The organism is Actinomycetota bacterium, from assembly GCA_041658565.1.
In the GTDB taxonomy this organism is placed as follows: domain Bacteria; phylum Actinomycetota; class AC-67; order AC-67; family AC-67; genus JBAZZY01.
The window spans coordinates 37,201-54,463 of sequence record JBAZZY010000005.1; the positions used below are offsets into that span (position 1 = coordinate 37,201).

Annotated in this window: 14 protein-coding genes and 12 tRNA genes; 21 read left to right on the top strand and 5 right to left on the bottom strand. The window is 65.3% G+C overall.

What is annotated here, in order from left to right; all coding sequences use genetic code 11:
• Positions 1–47: 47 nt before the first annotated feature.
• A complete protein-coding gene (locus WDA27_04740) occupies positions 48–1,838 on the bottom strand; it encodes a CocE/NonD family hydrolase (GenBank protein ID MFA5890251.1) in 1,791 nt (596 codons plus the stop codon).
• A 688-nt stretch (positions 1,839–2,526) separates the two neighbouring features.
• On the opposite strand from WDA27_04740, the gene WDA27_04745 reads away from it, so the two are divergent.
• The 19 genes from WDA27_04745 to WDA27_04835 all read left to right on the top strand — a co-directional run bounded on the left by WDA27_04745 (position 2,527) and on the right by WDA27_04835 (position 10,150).
• Complete coding sequence (locus tag WDA27_04745; GenBank protein ID MFA5890252.1) at positions 2,527–3,648, top strand: type IV toxin-antitoxin system AbiEi family antitoxin; 1,122 nt, start codon at positions 2,527–2,529, stop codon at positions 3,646–3,648.
• Entirely contained in the window at positions 3,645–4,487 is an 843-nt protein-coding gene (locus WDA27_04750) for a hypothetical protein (GenBank protein MFA5890253.1), read from the top strand. Before WDA27_04745 ends, WDA27_04750 begins: the two co-directional genes overlap by 4 nt.
• 17 nt (positions 4,488–4,504) lie before the next feature.
• Positions 4,505–4,855 (top strand): DUF3024 domain-containing protein, encoded by a 351-nt coding sequence (locus WDA27_04755; protein MFA5890254.1) that lies wholly within the window; start codon positions 4,505–4,507, stop codon positions 4,853–4,855.
• A 93-nt stretch (positions 4,856–4,948) separates the two neighbouring features.
• Positions 4,949–5,039: transfer RNA gene (locus WDA27_04760), tRNA-Sec, on the top strand.
• Between the two features lie 260 nt (positions 5,040–5,299).
• Positions 5,300–6,298: a hypothetical protein gene (locus WDA27_04765; protein ID MFA5890255.1), complete on the top strand. Its 999-nt coding sequence runs from the start codon at positions 5,300–5,302 to the stop codon at positions 6,296–6,298.
• Positions 6,295–7,155, top strand: a complete 861-nt coding sequence (locus WDA27_04770) for a nucleotidyl transferase AbiEii/AbiGii toxin family protein (protein MFA5890256.1) — start codon at positions 6,295–6,297, stop codon at positions 7,153–7,155. Before WDA27_04765 ends, WDA27_04770 begins: the two co-directional genes overlap by 4 nt.
• A gap of 400 nt (positions 7,156–7,555) precedes the next feature.
• Positions 7,556–7,626 (top strand) — tRNA-Trp (locus WDA27_04775).
• An 18-nt stretch (positions 7,627–7,644) separates the two neighbouring features.
• Positions 7,645–7,716, top strand: a tRNA-Pro gene (locus tag WDA27_04780).
• Between the two features lie 4 nt (positions 7,717–7,720).
• A tRNA-Ala gene (locus tag WDA27_04785) sits at positions 7,721–7,795 on the top strand.
• 37 nt (positions 7,796–7,832) lie between these two features.
• A tRNA-Ile gene (locus WDA27_04790) sits at positions 7,833–7,905 on the top strand.
• 6 nt (positions 7,906–7,911) lie between these two features.
• Positions 7,912–7,985: transfer RNA gene (locus WDA27_04795), tRNA-Arg, on the top strand.
• 5 nt (positions 7,986–7,990) lie between these two features.
• Positions 7,991–8,067: transfer RNA gene (locus tag WDA27_04800), tRNA-Asn, on the top strand.
• A 4-nt stretch (positions 8,068–8,071) separates the two neighbouring features.
• A tRNA-Gln gene (locus WDA27_04805) sits at positions 8,072–8,143 on the top strand.
• Between the two features lie 7 nt (positions 8,144–8,150).
• Positions 8,151–8,220, top strand: a tRNA-Met gene (locus WDA27_04810).
• An 8-nt stretch (positions 8,221–8,228) separates the two neighbouring features.
• Positions 8,229–8,299, top strand: a tRNA-Asp gene (locus WDA27_04815).
• A gap of 7 nt (positions 8,300–8,306) precedes the next feature.
• Positions 8,307–8,378: transfer RNA gene (locus WDA27_04820), tRNA-Phe, on the top strand.
• Between the two features lie 21 nt (positions 8,379–8,399).
• A tRNA-Thr gene (locus WDA27_04825) sits at positions 8,400–8,471 on the top strand.
• A gap of 232 nt (positions 8,472–8,703) precedes the next feature.
• The gene (locus WDA27_04830) at positions 8,704–9,486 is read left to right on the top strand and encodes a slipin family protein (protein ID MFA5890257.1); all 783 of its coding nucleotides are present in this window, start codon (positions 8,704–8,706) and stop codon (positions 9,484–9,486) included.
• Positions 9,487–9,568: 82 nt separating this feature from the next.
• Entirely contained in the window at positions 9,569–10,150 is a 582-nt protein-coding gene (locus WDA27_04835; GenBank protein MFA5890258.1) for a hypothetical protein, read from the top strand.
• 293 nt (positions 10,151–10,443) lie between these two features.
• On the opposite strand, the gene WDA27_04840 is transcribed toward WDA27_04835, so the two are convergent.
• Positions 10,444–11,076, bottom strand: a complete 633-nt coding sequence (locus WDA27_04840) for a TetR/AcrR family transcriptional regulator (protein ID MFA5890259.1) — start codon at positions 11,074–11,076, stop codon at positions 10,444–10,446.
• A gap of 111 nt (positions 11,077–11,187) precedes the next feature.
• On the opposite strand from WDA27_04840, the gene WDA27_04845 reads away from it, so the two are divergent.
• A complete protein-coding gene (locus WDA27_04845; GenBank protein MFA5890260.1) occupies positions 11,188–12,072 on the top strand; it encodes an alpha/beta fold hydrolase in 885 nt (294 codons plus the stop codon).
• The gene (locus WDA27_04850) at positions 12,069–12,731 is read left to right on the top strand and encodes a hemolysin III family protein (GenBank protein MFA5890261.1); all 663 of its coding nucleotides are present in this window, start codon (positions 12,069–12,071) and stop codon (positions 12,729–12,731) included. Before WDA27_04845 ends, WDA27_04850 begins: the two co-directional genes overlap by 4 nt.
• Before the next feature lie 159 nt (positions 12,732–12,890).
• On the opposite strand, the gene WDA27_04855 is transcribed toward WDA27_04850, so the two are convergent.
• The 3 genes from WDA27_04855 to WDA27_04865 all read right to left on the bottom strand — a co-directional run bounded on the left by WDA27_04855 (position 12,891) and on the right by WDA27_04865 (position 17,252).
• Positions 12,891–13,538 carry a nucleotidyl transferase AbiEii/AbiGii toxin family protein gene (locus WDA27_04855; GenBank protein ID MFA5890262.1) on the bottom strand — a complete coding sequence of 216 codons (648 nt, stop codon included), beginning with the start codon at positions 13,536–13,538 and terminating at the stop codon, positions 12,891–12,893.
• Positions 13,501–14,262 carry a helix-turn-helix domain-containing protein gene (locus WDA27_04860; GenBank protein ID MFA5890263.1) on the bottom strand — a complete coding sequence of 254 codons (762 nt, stop codon included), beginning with the start codon at positions 14,260–14,262 and terminating at the stop codon, positions 13,501–13,503. Before WDA27_04860 ends, WDA27_04855 begins: the two co-directional genes overlap by 38 nt.
• 86 nt (positions 14,263–14,348) lie before the next feature.
• Positions 14,349–17,252 carry a penicillin acylase family protein gene (locus tag WDA27_04865; GenBank protein MFA5890264.1) on the bottom strand — a complete coding sequence of 968 codons (2,904 nt, stop codon included), beginning with the start codon at positions 17,250–17,252 and terminating at the stop codon, positions 14,349–14,351.
• Positions 17,253–17,263 lie beyond the last annotated feature (11 nt).

Sequence of the window (17,263 nt, forward strand, 5' to 3'; positions counted from 1 at the left end):
CAAGTCATGTTCGCTGCCGACAACGACATTCCCCCGCGCCCAAACCATCAGACAGGATCGGGTCGGCAGGGCTGGTTGCGGATGGTGTCACACGCCGACAGCGCAGCCTGCGCGGATTGGCCCGGCAACACTCCGACCACCAGACGAGACGGATGAGCAGCGTCGTGCAGAATGGTGTTGATCGCGGGATCGGGTGTGGGAACAAACGCCCAGAACCCGGTGTGGCTCGTGGGTGCGTCGATCCACACGCGCAAGCGTGAGCCCGCACGAAACGCGTGCGCGAACGGGAAGACCTCAATCCGCAGAGGAGTCGGCTCGCCGGCGGTCAGGGGTTGCGCGTCCCCTCGCAGGTGCGTCTGGTAAGGCCGCAGTTCCGTCGAACGCGTGGTGTCCAAAGCGCGATGCGAGGCGCGCAACCACCCACGCTGGACGTACATCTCTTGGCCGTCGGGACGAACCTCGGTCACCGTAACCTGAACGTCGGTGTCGGTCGCCGTCGAGGCGAGCCACAGATCCAGACTGGCCGGTCCCGCGAGAACCAGGTCGCTCTGAAGCGGCGGGCTCGTATACGCAACGGATCCACCCGGCGGCACCGGAGCCTTCCACAGGAACTGACCCATCGTGTACCCGCTCTGCTGCTGACCCGGCTCCCCAACGTCGGGAGACGGCAGCGGGTAGGCGTACGAGTCGGTCGCCTCGTCGGCGACGGGTGCTGCATCGTCGAGCCCACCGCCGGCGCGCAAATAGAACGCGCGCGGGGTCGGGTTCGGAATCGACGGGAGATCGATCGCCCACGTCTTGACGTTCTCCTGCCCGCCGTTTTGAATCTGCGTCTCCATCCAAATCGAAACCGGGGCGTGGCTTTCGAAGCCGTTGTCTACGTCGCGCACAAAGTGATCCAGGAACGCGAGCGTGAGATCCTGCGCCTCGGCTGAGGCGTAGTCGCGTCCGTGGTTTCCGTTGGAGAAGTTGACCCAGAGTCTGTCCGGGTGGGTGAACAACTCAAGGTCTTCCCAAATGCGGCCCGGGAGTTGCTCGTCCTGCCACGCGTTGAACAGGAACGCAGGCACGTCGATCTCCGGGATGCCGGCTTCAGGCGAGCGCGCCTTCCACTGCCCGTCGAAGTCGTCGTCGTAGGGATTGTCCGCGACGAGCGTCGGAATGAAGTAACTCCTGTTCGCGTTCCCCGCCTCGTGCGTGCCGTAATTGACCGCACACTGGGTGTCGCCCTCGGGCAAGGCCCGCTGAACGAGCGCCTGGGTCCCGCCCTCCTTCTGAATCCCGGTCCAGGCAAACGTGAAGTCGTATTCGAGGATCCCGCCGGGATACACGACATCGCGATACAGATCACTCAGCGCCGAAGAAGGCGCGATCGCCCGCAGGTGCGGAGGTCGCTGCGCCGCAGTCAACAACTGAGTAATGCCTCCGAAACTGACGCCGATCATGCCGACCCGCCCGTCCGACCACGACTGCGTTCCCGCCCACTCGATCGCGTCGTAGCCGTCCCGACCCATCACAAGCGAAAAGGGATCGAACACGCCCTCCGAGCAGCCGGTTCCACGCGCCGACACTCCGACCACCGCGAAACCGCGCTCAAGCAATCTGTCGAGGTAAGTTCCCACGCCGTTGTCGCCCGCGTAGGTTCCCGCCGCATAGCCCTCGTAATTCACAAGAACGGGGAAGGTCGTACCCTCCGCGGGGCGGATCACGTGATAGCGCAGCCGCGTGCCGTCGCGCGCGGTCATATAGCCGCTCTCCTCGACGGTTCCGCCGCGCGCCACCCCACTCACCGCAAGCGCCAAACCCATCGCAACGGCAACAGCGACCAGCTTCCTCATGAACGCCCTCCCTCACCCTGTGCGCCGCTTCTTCGACACCGCGCGCGCGCCCTCCTCCCGGGGCTACGAACTGCTCGACCCGGTCCCCGTGCGCGCGCGTAAACTGCGCGCGGAGGCGAATGGGGGCTGGTGTCCCTCCCGGTCTTCAAAGAGGACCACGCGGTTTCTAGGACCTGGGGTTTCGCGCGTTGCTGCACGTCATTGAGTCCCGCAGAGATCCGCTGAGCCGCGCCCGTCCTCCCCCGGCCTCCGTAGTTGTCATACAAAGTGTCATGCACGTTCGAAGGCAACTGCCGATCAGAACGCGCTCGGCCTTCCGCCGACGATCCATCGTTGGTGCGCAGCCTCGTGCCGCTCCGTCTGCCCGAGGACGATGAACGCGCTCGGACAGAGATCGCACGCGATGTAGCCGGAGAAGTTCGGTGGGCCATCCCACCCCGCGTGAAAGGCCTCCTCCGAGTCGCGGAATGCCCGGGCGTGGCCACAGCAGTCGCACACGAGGTGGATAGCCTGCCTGTTCGCCATCATCCCCCCCCGAATCTTGTCTGATTTGCCCCAGAGCATGTGCCGGTCCCTCTTATGGGCAAACTCCCTGGTAAACGCCCTATGTTGCCAAGTACAGGCCTGTTTGCTGGACCAGCAAACATCCGCATCCGAGCAACGATCTCAGGTATCCTCCTAGTTTGCCATGCAAGCAAACAGTGCGCCTCGGGAAACAGACCTCGTTCAAAAGGCCTTCGCCTGGCTGCGCGCGACCCTGCCTCCAACGTGGGCCGTCGATCCTTCGAGCAGGCTCGGAACCGAGGGCACCCTCATCAATTCGACCCGCGTCGATGCGGCCGTCGAAATCCGCCCCCCTGGAGGCGTGTGCGCGACGCTGGTCATCGAGGCCAAGCGAACCTTCGGCCCGCGTGATGTCGAGAGGCTCATGGGGGGACTCTCGCGCAGCCTCCGGTCATTCGTTCCGGATCTTGGGATCCTCGTGATCGCCCCGTGGCTCAGTCTTCGGACGCGCGAGTTGCTCGCCAAGGAAGAGATCAACTACGTGGATCTCACCGGCAACGCCTACCTCCGGATCGAGAATCCGTTCATCCTCATCAAGACAGACGGCGCGCAACGTGATCCGTCGCCGACGGCGCGAGGGCCCGCTCGACTCAGCGGAGCGCGAGCAGCGCGGCTGATCCGGATGCTCATCGATGTGCGCCCGCCCTACGGCGTCCGTGACATCGCTACGGCAACGGAACTCAATGCCGGGTACGTGTCGCGGCTCCTCGAAACGCTCGACTCCGAAGCGCTGATCAAACGATCACCGCGCGGTGGCGTCGACGAAGTAGCGGTCCTTCCGTTGCTGCGACGATGGGCGCAGATCTACGACGTGTTCAAGACAAACGAAACGCTTCGATTCATCGCAGCCGGCGGCGCCGGTGCGTGGCTCGACCAACTACGCGAATCGTCCACGCGGGCCCGTTGGGCTGTAACCGGTTCGTTCGCGGCTGTGCGGCTCTCCCCCGTTGCCGCACCCACCCTGCTGACCGTCTACACAGATGACCCCGGCTCTCTTGCGAAGACCCTGCGTCTCTTGCCCGCAAGCGAGGGCGCGAACGTCCTCTTGATGCGTCCCTTCGACACAGTCGTATGGGATCGTGGCGTGCGCGAGAACGACGTCACCTACGTGAGCCCCTCGCAGATCGCAGTCGATTGCCTCACCGGCGTCGGTCGAATGCCTTCCGAAGGTGAGGCCATCCTGAGCTGGATGAACGAGAACGAGTCGATTTGGCGCGCAGATTCGCTACAAGAGGTCTCATCGTGATGATGGTCGATCCCCGATACGTTGAGGCGCGCCGCGTGCTGCTCGACGCGCTCGTAGCGCTGCAGCCGCATCGTGACGCCGTCATCGTCGCCGGCGCTCAAGCCGTGTATCTGCACACAGGTGACGGCGACATCGCGATCGCGCCGTACACGACCGACGGCGACCTCGCCCTCGATCCGACGTTGCTCGATGACACGCCGAAACTCGGGGCCGCGATGACTGCGGCGGGCTTCACGCTCTCCGAGCCGAACCCAGGGACCGCAGAGCCTGGTGTGTGGGTGGCAACTGCGCGCATCGAAGGTGTCGCAGTACTCATACCCGTTGATTTGATCGTCCCCGAAGGCGTCGCGCCACCCGGCGGCCGTCGCGGAGCCCGACTCGGCCCTCACGGCAACATGGCCGCGCGACGCGCCGTTGGGCTGGAGGCGGCGCTCGTCGACCACGCCCCCATGCGTTTGCGCGCGCTCGATCCGGTGGACGCGCGCGAGATCGATGCAGAAGTCGCGGGCCCGGCGGCGCTGATCGTTGCCAAGGCGCACAAGATTCACGACCGTCTTGATCGGCCGGATCGTCTCATCGACAAAGACGCCGCGGACGTGTTCCGCCTCATGTCGTCGATGCAGCCGGAAGACGTCGCCGTGACGATGCGAAGACTTCTCGAACACGAGACGGCGGGGCCACCCACACGCAACGGGCTCGAGCATCTTCGCGGTTTGTTTGGGTCGCGCCGAGGCGAGGGCATCATCATGGCTGGGCGCGCCCTTCGGATCGCGATGCCGGAAGCCCGCGTGTTGGAAGTGTCGATGGCTTGGACCGAAGCTCTGCTGTCTGCGATCTAAACCGAGCGAAGGCTGAGATGGCGACCAAACGCAGCGCACTACCCGACTTGGCGGTCGCAAAGGTGAAGCGATTCTGCGATCAGAAGATCCCCGAGCATGTTCGCGATCAGCTCGTGTGGGTCGTCGAGACGCGCGGGCGCTCGATCATGATCTACGAGAACCGACCGCCGTGGCGCGAGGACTTCGGGCCGGAATGGAGCAAGCGAGAGATCGCCCGGTTCCTTTACGACCCGGACACGATGACATGGACGCTGTACTGGGCGAACCGGCACGGCAGGTGGTTGAAGGTGCCCGACGCTCCGCCCGCCGACGACGTCGAGCCGCTCCTGCGCATAGTTCAAGAAGACCGCACCGGCGCCTTCGAGTGATCGATCAATCGGGTCGTGGGGGCTCGAAGCCCGGCTTCAGCCACGGGACACGTCGACAAGCCCGTACCGCGTTTCCGCACGTAAACTGCGCGCGGAGGCGAATGGGGGCTGGTGTCCCTCCCGGTCTTCAAAACCGGTGAAGCGCTTAACCGCGCTTGGTGGGTTCGATTCCTTCCGCCTCCGCTTCCGCTTTCGCCTCCGCCTCCGCCTCTAGAAAGCCCTTATCCTCACCGAGCTCGTGTACTCCGACGTCCGCACGCAGCACGACCGCCGCAGCCCCGCGGACACGCTGCTCCGACGACTGCGGCCAACGTTTTCGCGCTGAGCCATCCGACCAGCCGTTTCTCTTGAGAACGGATACCAGATGCCAGGGGCGGCGGAGATCACACTCCTTGCTTTTCTCGTATCCGATGCTATTCTCGCATCATGCGAGAAATAAGCCGAGTGCGAGAAATACTGAGCACCCTGTCGTCCGGCGATCTCACGCTGCACCTCATGGACGGCGATGTCGCGGTGCGTCCTCGCACGGGCAACCTGGTGCGGCTGCCCCTCAAGGTCATCGGCGGCCGAGGGCCCGACGCTGCATCCCAAGCCTCCCCTGGGGCATTCAATGTCTTCGTCGACGCGGGGCCTCGGCTCACCGAAGCGCTCCGCGATCCTCCTCGGCGCGTAAAGGCGTTGGCGACGTCCACGGGCTTGCTGAAGCTTCGCTTCAAAGGCCTCATCGTCGACGTCGAGCGTCCTCTCGAGCTTCCTCAGCCACAGCGGCGAGGCCCGAGGCTCCGGGGGCTTTCCGAGCTGGTCGCCGAGGCACTCGTTGTTCATCCGATGAATCAGCTCCCGTCGCTGGAGAAGTTGCAGGAACTCTGCGCGGGAGCGCTCAAGAGCGGCCCGTCGATCGCGCAGATCCAGAAAGTGCTCGCGCGGCTGGAAGGCGAAGGCCTGCTCAAGGTCGATCGCGCGCGCGGGCGGCGATTCACTCGATACTTCGACGTCCGGCGCGGCGAGCTTCTGCGTCGATGGTCGCAGGAGTACCTCCCAGGGGTCACGCGGAGCGTGGCGCTCTACGTCACCGCCCGCGATCCCGACGCCGTCTTGTCACTGCTCGCCAAGGCCGACCTCCCGGGTCAGTGGGTTGTGGCAGGTCCGGCTGCCGCGCAACTGTGGAAGCCGACCCTGACCCGGACGCCTCCCGTCGAGATATTGGTGAACGATGATGCGTGGGAGCCTTCGATCGCGCTGGGTGAGCCGGTCGATGACGACGCCGCGAACCTGACCGTCCGCCGGCTCGCAGGCGGCCGGGCACCCCTGTGGTACGCGCATCATCGAACGCATGCCGGCGTTCCGATCATCTCCCCGGCACGGGCCTTCGTCGAAACCGCGTCGCGAGCCGGTCCTCGGCTCGACGAGCTCGCCGAGGCGCTGCTGGAGTCCATCACATGACCTACGACCCGGAGCTCACGCGCGCGGTTCGTCGCGCCCTGTACCGGTTGCGGTGGAAGCTTGGACGAGCCTGGGGCGAACGCGTCGTATTGGTCGGCGGCCTGGTTCCACCCTTCCTGGTTCCCGAGCCGGCACCGGGCGTGGCCGCGCACGTTGGCACCTCCGACATCGATCTCGCCGTGGGGGTGTTCGCCGCCGAGGAGGAGGCGTATGTCTCCCTCGTTCGAGCCGTGAAGGACTGCGGCTTCACCCAACGACAACCCGATGAACCCTCCTTCCGATGGTTCGCCATCCAAGACGACATCGAAGTCGTTCTGGAGATCCTGTGCCCGGAGGATGAGGAGATCCAGCGGCGCATCCGCAGGAAGGTCGAAGTCGATGGCGGCAGCGAACTCGCGGCGCTGCAGGTTCGAGGCGTGGAGTTGGCCGCCCGCGACTTCGTCGAAGTCGCCTTGGACGAAGAAGTGACAGAGCTCGGCGAACGCGGCGCGATCGGTCTTCGCGTAGTGGGCCCGACGACGCTGCTCGCGCTCAAGGCCCAGGCGCTCGCGGACATCGACAAGCCCAAGCACGCCTACGACATCGTGTGGCTGTGCGACGCATGGCCCCACGACGCCGGCGAGCCACACGGCGCGGCCGCGCTCGCTCACGTCATCCAAGCCTCTGCCGTGCGAGGTGAGCCGTTCATCACCGAGTCACTGGCGACGATGCGAGCCCTGTTCGCTTCTCCCACCGCACCCGGACCCGTCGCGTACGCGCAGACCGTCGGGGGTGACTCGCCCAGGCTCGAGCAGCTCAGCCGTTACGCGAGCGGCTTGATCACCGGACTGCTCGATGCGATAGAACGAAGCGGATAGCAACTACCCGATCCCCGGACAGGTGCTGCGGAGGCGCGGTCTGCGAACCTCACCGGTCTTCGTCGGGGTCTGTTCAAACGATATGCGACGGGGCCAGCTTCTCAAGGCCCACGCCAAGCGGAGCGGAATCCGACATGGAAAATCCGTTGCCAGAGCGCCGTGCCTTCACCTACCATTGCCGCGCTTACCTATGAGCGAGGAAACGATGAGACGAGCACGCTTAGCTGAAGAGATGCGGCGCCTCGATATCGAGGTTGCCTTCTCCGCGCGCGCCCTAAATAAGGGTCAACGCGCGGGTTGGCTGCACGCGCAGATCGGAGGTTTCGCGAAGAGGTAGTTCGTCCTCGTTCCCGTTGAGGGCTCTCTTCGCGAAGAAGAGGGCCTTTTCGTTTGCCTTCGAACGGGCGTGGCGTAGTGGGAGCGCGGCTGGCTCCAACCCAGCAGGCGGGGGTTCGATCCCTCCCGCCCGTGCACCGCCGCCTGCTCCAACGAGATGTGGCGCAACGGTAGCGCACCGGATTTGGGATCCGGGGGTTGGGGGTTCGAGTCCCTCCGTCTCGACGATGGGCCTGTAGCTCAAGGACGGAAGAGCGCCTGGTTTGCACCCAGGAGGCTGTCGGTTCGAATCCGACCGGGTCCACGAACGCAAGCACTTTGACAACTGCACAGCGCGACGAAGGCGCGTAGCTCAACGGCGAGAGCGTCCGTCTGATACGCGGAAGACAGGTGGTTCGACTCCACCCGCGCCTACTGCACACGCCCGTAGCTCAACGGAGCAGAGCGCCAGGCTTCGAACCTGGAGGTTGGGAGTTCGAATCTCTCCGGGCGTGCTCATTGTCAGGTGGCGCAATCGGTAGCGCGGCGGATTGTTACTCCGCGTCCGTGCGGGTTCGAATCCCGCCCTGACAGCCACCGGCCCGGGCTGGTGCAACTGGCAGCACGGCACGCTCTGGACGTGCAGGTCGGGGTTCGAATCCTTGGCCCGGGGCTTCGATGCGGGTGGTTGGGCGTGGCGCCCGGCGCGTCTCATAAGCGCGCGATGCGGGTTCGATCCCCGTGCCCGCTACTCAATTGGTTCCGTGGTGCAGTGGGAGCACTCCGGCTCGTCACGCCGGCGGCGCGGGTTCGATCCCCGCCGGAACCGCGAACATCGCCAGATAGCTCAGGAAGAAGAGCGCCCGGTTGAAGCCCGGGAGACGGAGGTGCGATTCCTTCTCTGGCGGCAAGAGATGCACGCTTTTCATGCCGCGATGGCTCACACGGAAGAGCAGCTGTCTCGTAAACAGCAGGAGCAGGTTCGAGTCATGCACGCGGCTCGTCGGGACAACCCAGCAGCGCGCCCGCATCACGGGCGACGTTCTGCGCATCGGTCCGACTTGGTGGCAACCACTAGTTGGGAATGGGTTCGAGTCCCTGTCCGCGCACGCTCGCAAGGGTCGGCGGGTCAAGCCGCAGCAGGTTCAAGGCTCTGCAGGTCTAGAACCTCCGCCTCGAGTCTGTGACCCTTCGAGCGTCGCGCAATTCGAAATCGACAACAAGAAAGGAGTGATGGCCATGCAGCAGTTCCCGATGCGGCAGTTTCAGATGATGATGTTCGGCCCTCAGGCAGGCGTGCGTCGCGGCCCGTTCCTGAAGGTCACGATCTTCGAGTTCCAGCGCGGCATGCTCTACCGGCGCGGTCGCTTCGTGCGCGTGCTCGAGCCGGGCCGGTACTGGCTGCGGGCGCGCGACACGATCGTGCGCGCGATCGACATCCGGCCTGCGTTCGTGACGATCCCCGGTCAGGAGGTCCTGAGCGCCGACGGCATCACGCTCAAGGTCAGCGTCGCCGCGCAGTACGAGATCGCCGATCTCGACGTCGCGTTCAACAAGACGGCCGACGCGACGGCGGCGATGTATCTCGTGCTTCAGATGGCACTGCGCCAGATCGTCGGTCAGGCGAAGATCGACGAGCTGCTCGAGACCCGCGCGCAGTTTGCCGAGCGGCTCACGACGATCGCCGTCGAGCCGGTCGCGGCGCTCGGCCTGCGACTGCTCGCCGCGGACATCAAGGACATCATGTTCCCCGGCGAGCTGAAGAAGATCTTCGCGCAGGTGGTCCAGGCCAAGCAGGAGGGACTCGCCGCGCTCGAAAAGGCGCGTGGTGAGACGGCCGCGCTTCGCAACCTGGCAAACGCCGCGCGCGCGGTCCAGGAGAACCCGGCGCTGCTGCAGCTCCGGATGCTCCAGGCCGTCGCCGGTCAGCCGGGCAGCACGCTCGTGGTCGGCGTGCCGGGCGCGCTCCCGGTCATGCCGAAGAACGAGCGCGAGCCTCCGCGCGAGGCCGAGTGAGGAGGGCTGGGTCCGAGAGAAGCAGTCTCGGATCCAGCCCGCTCGCGCATGTGGTTCCCGACCAAACGAAAGAAGGTGAAAGATGGCCGACGTGTACGCGGGCCTCGACTGTGAGATGACAGGCACAAATCTGGACGTGCATGACGTTTGCCAGATCGGCGTTTACCTGAACGGGCATGACCCATTCGTTTCAGACGTGCTTCCGAGTCGACCACACATCTTCGACCCGAAGGCACTCGCCGTGAACGGGTTCACGCGAGACCGCCTTGAGGCCGCACCGTCCGCGGCGTTCGTGGATGCGCAGTTGCTCGCATGGCTCGAACAGCGCCTCGAAGGCGCCGAAGCTCACCCCGTCGGATGGGGCGTGAGCTACTTCGACATGCCCTTCGTACGCAAGGCCCTGCCCGAGACGTGGCGGAGGCTCTCTCGCCGGTCGGTGGAGCTGACGTCCGTGTGCTTCGTCCTTGCCGGGAAGAAGGAGATCCTCGACACCGGCAAGGCCGGCCAGACCCTTGGATGGAGGGGTTGGAAACGCGCTTCGAAGCGCTTCGCCGAGGAACGACTCGCCGAGTTCTACGACCAACCACGCTGGCATGATGCCGGCTACGACGCAACGGCCGCGTACTACTCTTTTGAGTTCCTCAAGCAAGCAGTTCACGGTTGAGTTTTCTATGTTGCGGGAGACTCGCTCCCTTCTCTTGAAACCATGGATAACTGCCCGCATCTGCTTCCGCCATTGCGCCAAGTCTTGCACCACTCTCTCGCGGAATCGCTCGCACGCGCCCGGACCGAGCCGAACGAAGCCGGAATACAAACCGTTGCTGACGTACACAAACGCAATTCGCGCGCACACCATCGCATTCATCAGGGCCAAGGTGAGGGCTCTTCAAAACCGGTGCGCCGGCCAACGCCGGTGGGTGGGTTCGATTCTCTCCGCCTCCGCTGTCTTCGCGCGCGCTAGGTGCGGCGTTTGCACGCCAGGACGGGGCGTTTGGGGAGATGGCGCAGGCCCATCCAGGCGAGCCCGGCGATGTGACTCGAGACGTCCTCGACCGAGGGCTTTCGGGTCTCGGTCCACCACTGGCCGACGAAGGTGACCATGCCGACGAGCGCGTGAGCATAGATCGGGGCGGCCTTGGTGTCGTAGCCGGCCTTCTTCAACTCGGCTGCGAAGATCTTCGACACTCGATCGGCCACGTCGTTCAGCAATCCCGACATGCCGCCGGTCGCCGTCTCGACCGGAGCGTCGCGAGTGAGCACCGCAAATCCGTCGGGCTGCTCCTTGACGTAGGTGAGGAACGCAAGGGCCGCGCTTTCGAGCCGTTCTCTTGGAGTGCCTTCGGAGATCGCCTCGGTGATCCGCGCGACGACGTGCTCCATCTCGCGGTCGACGATGACGGCGTAGAGACCTTCCTTGCCTCCGAAGTGCTCGTACACGATCGGCTTGGAGATCTTGGCGCGGTCGGCGATCTCCTCGACGGACGCCGCCTCGAAGCCGCGCTCGGCGAACACGCGGCGGCCGACCTCGATGAGCTGCGCGCGTCGCGCGGAAGCCTTGAGGCGGCTCGGCTTGTCCTTGTCGTCCGGCATCGGTTGACAAGCATACTACGCGAGCGTAACCTACGGCTCCGTAAGTTACGCTCGCGTAATATCGACACGGCGGGCCGTCCGTCGCGCCCGCCGCGAATCGAGGTGAACGCCGTGGAAACAACCCACGCGACCATCCACGGGAACCGCATCGGCTATCGGACGACGGGCCAAGGCCCCGCGATCGTCCTGATCCACGGGATGGCAGGCAGTTCCGAGACGTGGGAACCGATCATGCCGGCCCTCGCAGCGCATGGGACGATCATCGCCCCGGATCTGCTGGGCCACGGCGCGTCCGCCAAGCCCCGCGGGGATTACTCGCTCGGGTCCCAAGCCGCCGGCATTCGCGACTTGCTCGTCGCACTGGGTCACGAGCGCGCGACGATCGTCGGGCATTCGCTCGGGGGCGGCATCGCAATGCAGTTCGCGTACCAGTTCCCCGAGAGGTGCGAACGACTCGCCCTCGTGTCCTCGGGCGGCCTCGGACGCGAGGTCAGCGTGCTGCTGCGGGCACTGTCCGTCCCGGGCGCCGAATACGTCCTCGCCGCCGGCTACGCGCCCTTCGTGCTGAAGGCGGGCGCCGCCGTCGCCTCATGGCTCGGCAAGCTCGGCCTGCGACCCGCTCCGGCCGCCGCCGAGATCTGGCGGAGCTACGCATCGCTGACCGATCCCGAGGCGCGCGCCGCGTTCATCCACACGCTCCGCGCCGTCGTGGACCTGGGCGGCCAGCGCGTGAGCGCGCGCGACCGTCTTTACCTGACGTCCGAGATGCCGACCCTGATCGTGTGGGGCGACGGCGATCCGTTCATCCCCGTCGCGCACGCGCTCGCCGCGCACGAGGCGATGCCCGGAAGCCGTCTGGAGATCCTGCCCGAATCCGGCCACTATCCGCATCGCGACGCGCCCGAGCGCTTCGCGGCACTGCTGTGCGACTTCCTGTCGCACACCGAGCCTGCCGCCGTTTCGGCGAACGCACTGCGCGCGGGTGGCGCGCGATGAGCGTCGGCACGCTCGCTCAAACCGGCGTCGCGCGTCCGAGCATGCGCGGACGCCTGCACCAGATCGCGTTCATCTGCTCCATCCCGATGGGCATCACCCTGGTCGCGATGGGGCGCACCCCGCTCGCGCGCGCCTCCGCGGCGGTGTACGCGCTGAGCCTGGCCGCCCTCTACGGCGTCAGCGCCTCATACCACCGGCTTACCTGGTCGCCGCGCGCGCGCCGGCGCATGCGACGCCTCGACCATTCAACGATCTTCGTGCTGATCGCCGGAACGTACACGCCGGTCACGGTGCTGGTTCTCACCGGCGTGTGGCGCGCGTCAATCATGGTTGCCGTATGGGCAATCGCGCTGCTCGGGATCACGCTCAAGATCACTCGCATCGAGCGCATGGATCGACTCGGCGTCGTCTTGTACGTCGCGCTCGGATGGACCGCGATCGTCGGCATGCCGCGCATCGTCGCGAACCTGAGCGTGGCCGGCATCGTGCTCCTGGTCGCAGGCGGCGTGCTGCATTCCGCCGGAGCCGTCGTCTACGCGCGCCGCCGCCCCGACCCGAACCCGCGCGTCTTCGGCTACCACGAAGTCTTCCACTCGCTCGTCATCGCCGGCAGCCTGTGCCACTACGCTCTGATCACAACCCTCGTCCTCGCGCGCTGACGCGCGCGCGCGGCGCTGATCCCCAAGGGTCCGGCGGATGTCCGACTTCCCGCCAGACCGATGCGAATCGTGGTTTGAAAAGCAGGTTCAGGTTCTCGCCGATCGTGAAGACGGCCTCCGCGTAGCCGGCTTCCCATGAGTCGAACATCCGGCGTGGCGCTACGAGATCCGGCCCATCGCACGGAGCACCGCTGGTTGGCGGCGTGTCCAGTAACTCGCGACTTCGTTCTTCGTGCGCGGCACGAGATCGTCCTCGTCTACGTCGTCGAGGTAACCGAGCGCTTCCACGATGTGCAACAGGGCGGATCCTGAGTCCTTCGGACGATATCTGTCCAGGAAGTCCCCAAGGCCCGTCTCGGCGGCGCCACGTTCGGCTTGCTCGATCGCCATGAGGTCGAAGTAGTCGCGAAGTTCTCCTCGATCCTCGATGACCTTCAACTTCATCGCGACGAGATCGCGCATCGACGCCACGCGGAGCGTGCCCACGGTGCTGTCGTCATCGACGGCATGATGACTGCGCGCGTCGAGGAACTGGATCCTGGTTGCAGAGAACACTCCGCTCAATGTCGTCTCAGTGTGCATCGTGACCGCGAAAGGACCGGCCTCCGCGAGCGCCCTCGCCAGACCGTCGAGATCGATATCGTGGTCAAAGAAGAAGTCCAGGTCGCGGCTGATCCGATGCCGGAGGTGGACGGTGATCGCCGTGCCGCCGGCAAGATACGCAGGTGCCGGCACCAAGGGTCCGACGGACTCCCAGGTGCGCACCGTGTCAGCGGGAAGGAACCCGCGAAGGTCTTCGGGGATCACGGGCACACTCCTGCGCAATGTTCTCGGCGAGCCGTCGCCGCCGAGCGTTGATGCCGCGGGTCTGTGCAGCATGCCTCCAGGCCGCCTCATCCAGATGCGCCGCGCCCCACGCGAGTCCATCGAGATCGCCGCTGGTGACAAGCCTGCGCGCGATGTACGCCGACGAGCTGTCGAGACGGAGCTGATTCCAGTGCGTATTCCAAAAGAGATGGAGAAGTTCATTCGGCACGCGCCGCAATGGCGCGCTCGGTCGGACGGGAAGTTGCGTGCGCGATATCCGCGGCGCGAGGGTCTTCCAAAGCGAAGTCGAGCGACCGATCCGATAGATAGCCGTATCGCGCACCCGTCCAAGCGCGAGCCGTTCCGGCTCCTGCTGCACAAGGCCGCATTGCGTGAGCATCGAGAGACTCTTGAGGGCCGTTGCGGGGGACACTCCGGCGCGACGCGCGAGCGCGCGCGCCGACACCAACCCGCGGGGCGCGCGAGCGAGCGCTGCCAGTACCTGCACGTCGGCACGGGACCAACGCGCGGCACGATCGGTTGGCACTGCCCCGATGGTTGAGCGCAGGACGGCGCGCTGCTGCGGGCGCACGACCGTGGTGGCGTTCCGGGCGCTGCCGGCGCGCGCCAGCCGCATGCCTAGTTCAGCCGCGGTCCGGCGAACGCGATCGACCGACACGCCCAACTCACGCGCAACTTCCGGCAGCGAATATATCGTGTCCACATGCGCCAGTGTAGCGCGTTTTGAACAGCATATTGCGATCACGACCTCGCGTCTGCCCAGGCCCCTGACCAGCAATGACGCAGTTGCTATTTGTTGGAGACCTCGCCGAACAGATCCACACCGGGAAGAGGGACTCCGGCCTGGGTGATGGTCCGGGCGAGGTTCCGCAGGGCTGCCGTGTTGAGATTCGGCACGACGCCGCGCACGTACGGAACCGCCTCTTCCGTCGCACCGGCGAGAGCACCTTGGTCTTGAATGAGGGGCTTGTAGCGCCAGCCTTCGTATAGCGGCTTCTGGTCGAACACGTGCGGGTTGCCCGCACCGACGGCCGCCGCCGGATCGTCGGCAGTCTGGCCGGCCAACAGCGTCGGAATGTCAACCATGCCGCTCTGCCCGGGCGGCACGACGTTGTACGTGCGAAATCCCGGCCCAACCCCGAAGTCGTGCAATTGGTTGAAGCTTCCGCGATTCATGCGCTCCATCGTGATGTCGGGCGCCCCACCAAGCGAGGGAACCGAACTCACGATCACGGGTTCACGCCAGGTCGATTGATCACCCGACGAGAATCTCGTCTTCAACGCCGCGACCGTTTGGGCCAGGGTCGACACCATCAACTCCACGCACGATTGCGGTGCGCAGTAGTTGCGCGAAGGCGTCAGCGTGGTCGGCGCCGGTAACCCGGGAACCTGGAACTCCGAGTCATGCGTGAGGACGTGGTAGAGCACGCTGTCGGGTGTGAGATAACTCCCGTGATCGTCCTCGTTGCTGCTATCGATAACGAGCGGGAAGTCCATGCTGCGGCTGTACGACCCGAGCGCACCGTCTAGAAGACCGCCCTGCAAGCGGCGCCGCCACTCGCGGTAGATCGCCACCCCGGGCGAACGATACGTCTGCTCCGAGCCCGACCGCAGCAGCGGCGCGCCGTCATCGCTCCACTGCTTCATCTTCTCGTACGCCTTGTACTCAACCGAGTCTACGGACGTTCCCTCGACGGCAAACGCCTTGGCAAGGAAGGGCAAGACCGTAAGCGCGTGGATGTCGCTCGTGGCCGCCTTGCGAATGATGCCGTTGACCGAACTCACGCAGCCGAGCGGGTCGGTGCCGATCCGGTAGTCGTCTTGCGTGAAGCAACTCGGAACTGTCGTGGGGTCGGCGTCACCCTCGTTCAACTTGATCGGAGTATCGGATGCGATGAGGCGGTCGACCTCGCGGGAGATGCCTTCCATCCGGTGCCTCGGCCCCCACAACTCGCGCGCTTCACCGGCTCCGCCCCACCCCTTGATCGGCTTGTTGTTCCAGTTGGCGAAGTAGCCCTGTGCGGGGTTGACGATCGTTGCCGCCTTCTTGCCGTCGGTGGTCAGGATGGCGGAGTTGGCGACGTAGTCCTTGCCGTCCGGTCCTCTGCGCCACTCGTGGCCGAGTCCGGGAAGCGGCAACCGCGGGTCGGTGTTGTCGGGACGCAGCGGTGTGAGCCCACGATGGAAGTATGCGATGTCACCACTGGTCGAGGCGTAGTTGAAGTTGAAGGTGAAAGGAAAGCCCTCAAGAGCCTCCTCGACGCTGTTCGGGCCGGTGAGCGTCGTCTTCCGGCCGAGATTCAGCCAGGTCGCCGCACCCTTCAGATCCTGCATCCAGTGCGCTTTCTTGTGGCTGAATGCGACGTGGTTCTCCGCGTCGATGAAGAAGACCGGACCGTGGACGGTGCGGCACAACTCTTGAACGACCGGGCGGACCGGCGGCGTCGCGCGCGCCGGATCGTCGGGCGACACGCCGGGAGAATCGGGAGGACTGGTCGGGTTCATGCGCACGAGGAAGGTCTCGGTGCGACAGTCCATGTCCTGCCAGTGACCCGGCTCGCCGTACTGCCGGAGGTTATCGGGGTTCAATCTCTCAACGTATGTGTCGATCTGATCGTCGATCCCCGACGTGATCGTGAAGGCCAAAGTGCTGGTTCTGCCCATGATGTTGCCGGGCCCGAGCGGCAGATTGACGCCGACCGAGTCGTAGTGCGGCGTGTGCAGGCCGGATTCCCAGAAGAAGCTCGGCGTCGAGTAGCCGACTTGCGGCCCACCTCCAAGCATCGGGTGCCCGGTCGAGGTGTGGCTGCCCGCGATGACCAGAGCGTTGGAATGACCTGGGGAGAACAGCCCGCCGATGCCGAGCCGCTTCCCGACGCTGTCGATGGCTGCCTCTTCGGCGCGCTGGGCTGCCGCCGCCTTGCATATCGCCGGCCCAATCTGCGGATCGTTCACGAGCGCCATTTGGGCGGCGCTGAAGCGCCCGACCTTGTTCGGCCACACGGCCTCGCCTTCGTTGATGGTCGTGGGCGCGTCCGGGTCGTCGATCCAGAACAGGTCGTCGAAGACACCTTTCGCTTCTTGCTCACTGTTGAGTCGCGAAGACAGGTCCGACAACATGCAGGCGTTCTGCACCTCGTGGCCGCCCTCCGCGCCGAAGATGCTCAGACCCACTGCGGCGAATGCGATCGAGTCCGTCACCGTCCACGGCTGCGGCAATGTTCCGAGCGCGAGGTACTCGGACGGGAGCTTGTTGACGGGATCGGCAAGATCCTCAGCGATGCGCAGATTCACTCCATCGACAAAAGCCATGAATGAGTCCGCCGACGCCGGATCGGTCTTTTGCAACTCGGCGAACATGTCTTGACGCTCAGGCTCGGTGTACAACTCCCGTCGGATGGCGATGTCGAACTCGGCCGCAGTCTGTCCGCCGATCGCATCCTGATCGCCGACCAGTTCGGCAAGCCGGCCCTTCCCGGCGCGCCGCAAGATCTCCATCTGGAAAAGCCGGTCCTCGGCAAGGGCGTACCCGGACGCGAAAGCGCCCTTGAGGTCGTCGTCGGCAAAGATGTGCGGCACCCCGTACGAATCGCGAAGGATCTTGACGGTTTCCTGCGTCGGTTGCGCCGTCGCGGTAAGGCCCGTCGAGGCGACCGCGAGGCAAGCGGCGAGAGCGAGCACTCTTGTCTTCATAAGAAGCCGGT

What these genes read in the sequence shown, in the direction of transcription:
- WDA27_04740 (MFA5890251.1), bottom strand. Translation starts at nt 1,838, where the DNA reads ATGAGGAAGCTGGTCGCTGTTGCCGTTGCGATGGGTTTGGCGCTTGCG.
- WDA27_04745 (MFA5890252.1), top strand. Translation starts at nt 2,527, where the DNA reads ATGCAAGCAAACAGTGCGCCTCGGGAAACAGACCTCGTTCAAAAGGCC.
- WDA27_04755 (MFA5890254.1), top strand. Translation starts at nt 4,505, where the DNA reads ATGGCGACCAAACGCAGCGCACTACCCGACTTGGCGGTCGCAAAGGTG.
- WDA27_04770 (MFA5890256.1), top strand. Translation starts at nt 6,295, where the DNA reads ATGACCTACGACCCGGAGCTCACGCGCGCGGTTCGTCGCGCCCTGTAC.
- WDA27_04830 (MFA5890257.1), top strand. Translation starts at nt 8,704, where the DNA reads ATGGCCATGCAGCAGTTCCCGATGCGGCAGTTTCAGATGATGATGTTC.
- WDA27_04835 (MFA5890258.1), top strand. Translation starts at nt 9,569, where the DNA reads ATGGCCGACGTGTACGCGGGCCTCGACTGTGAGATGACAGGCACAAAT.
- WDA27_04840 (MFA5890259.1), bottom strand. Translation starts at nt 11,076, where the DNA reads ATGCCGGACGACAAGGACAAGCCGAGCCGCCTCAAGGCTTCCGCGCGA.
- WDA27_04850 (MFA5890261.1), top strand. Translation starts at nt 12,069, where the DNA reads ATGAGCGTCGGCACGCTCGCTCAAACCGGCGTCGCGCGTCCGAGCATG.
- WDA27_04865 (MFA5890264.1), bottom strand. Translation starts at nt 17,252, where the DNA reads ATGAAGACAAGAGTGCTCGCTCTCGCCGCTTGCCTCGCGGTCGCCTCG.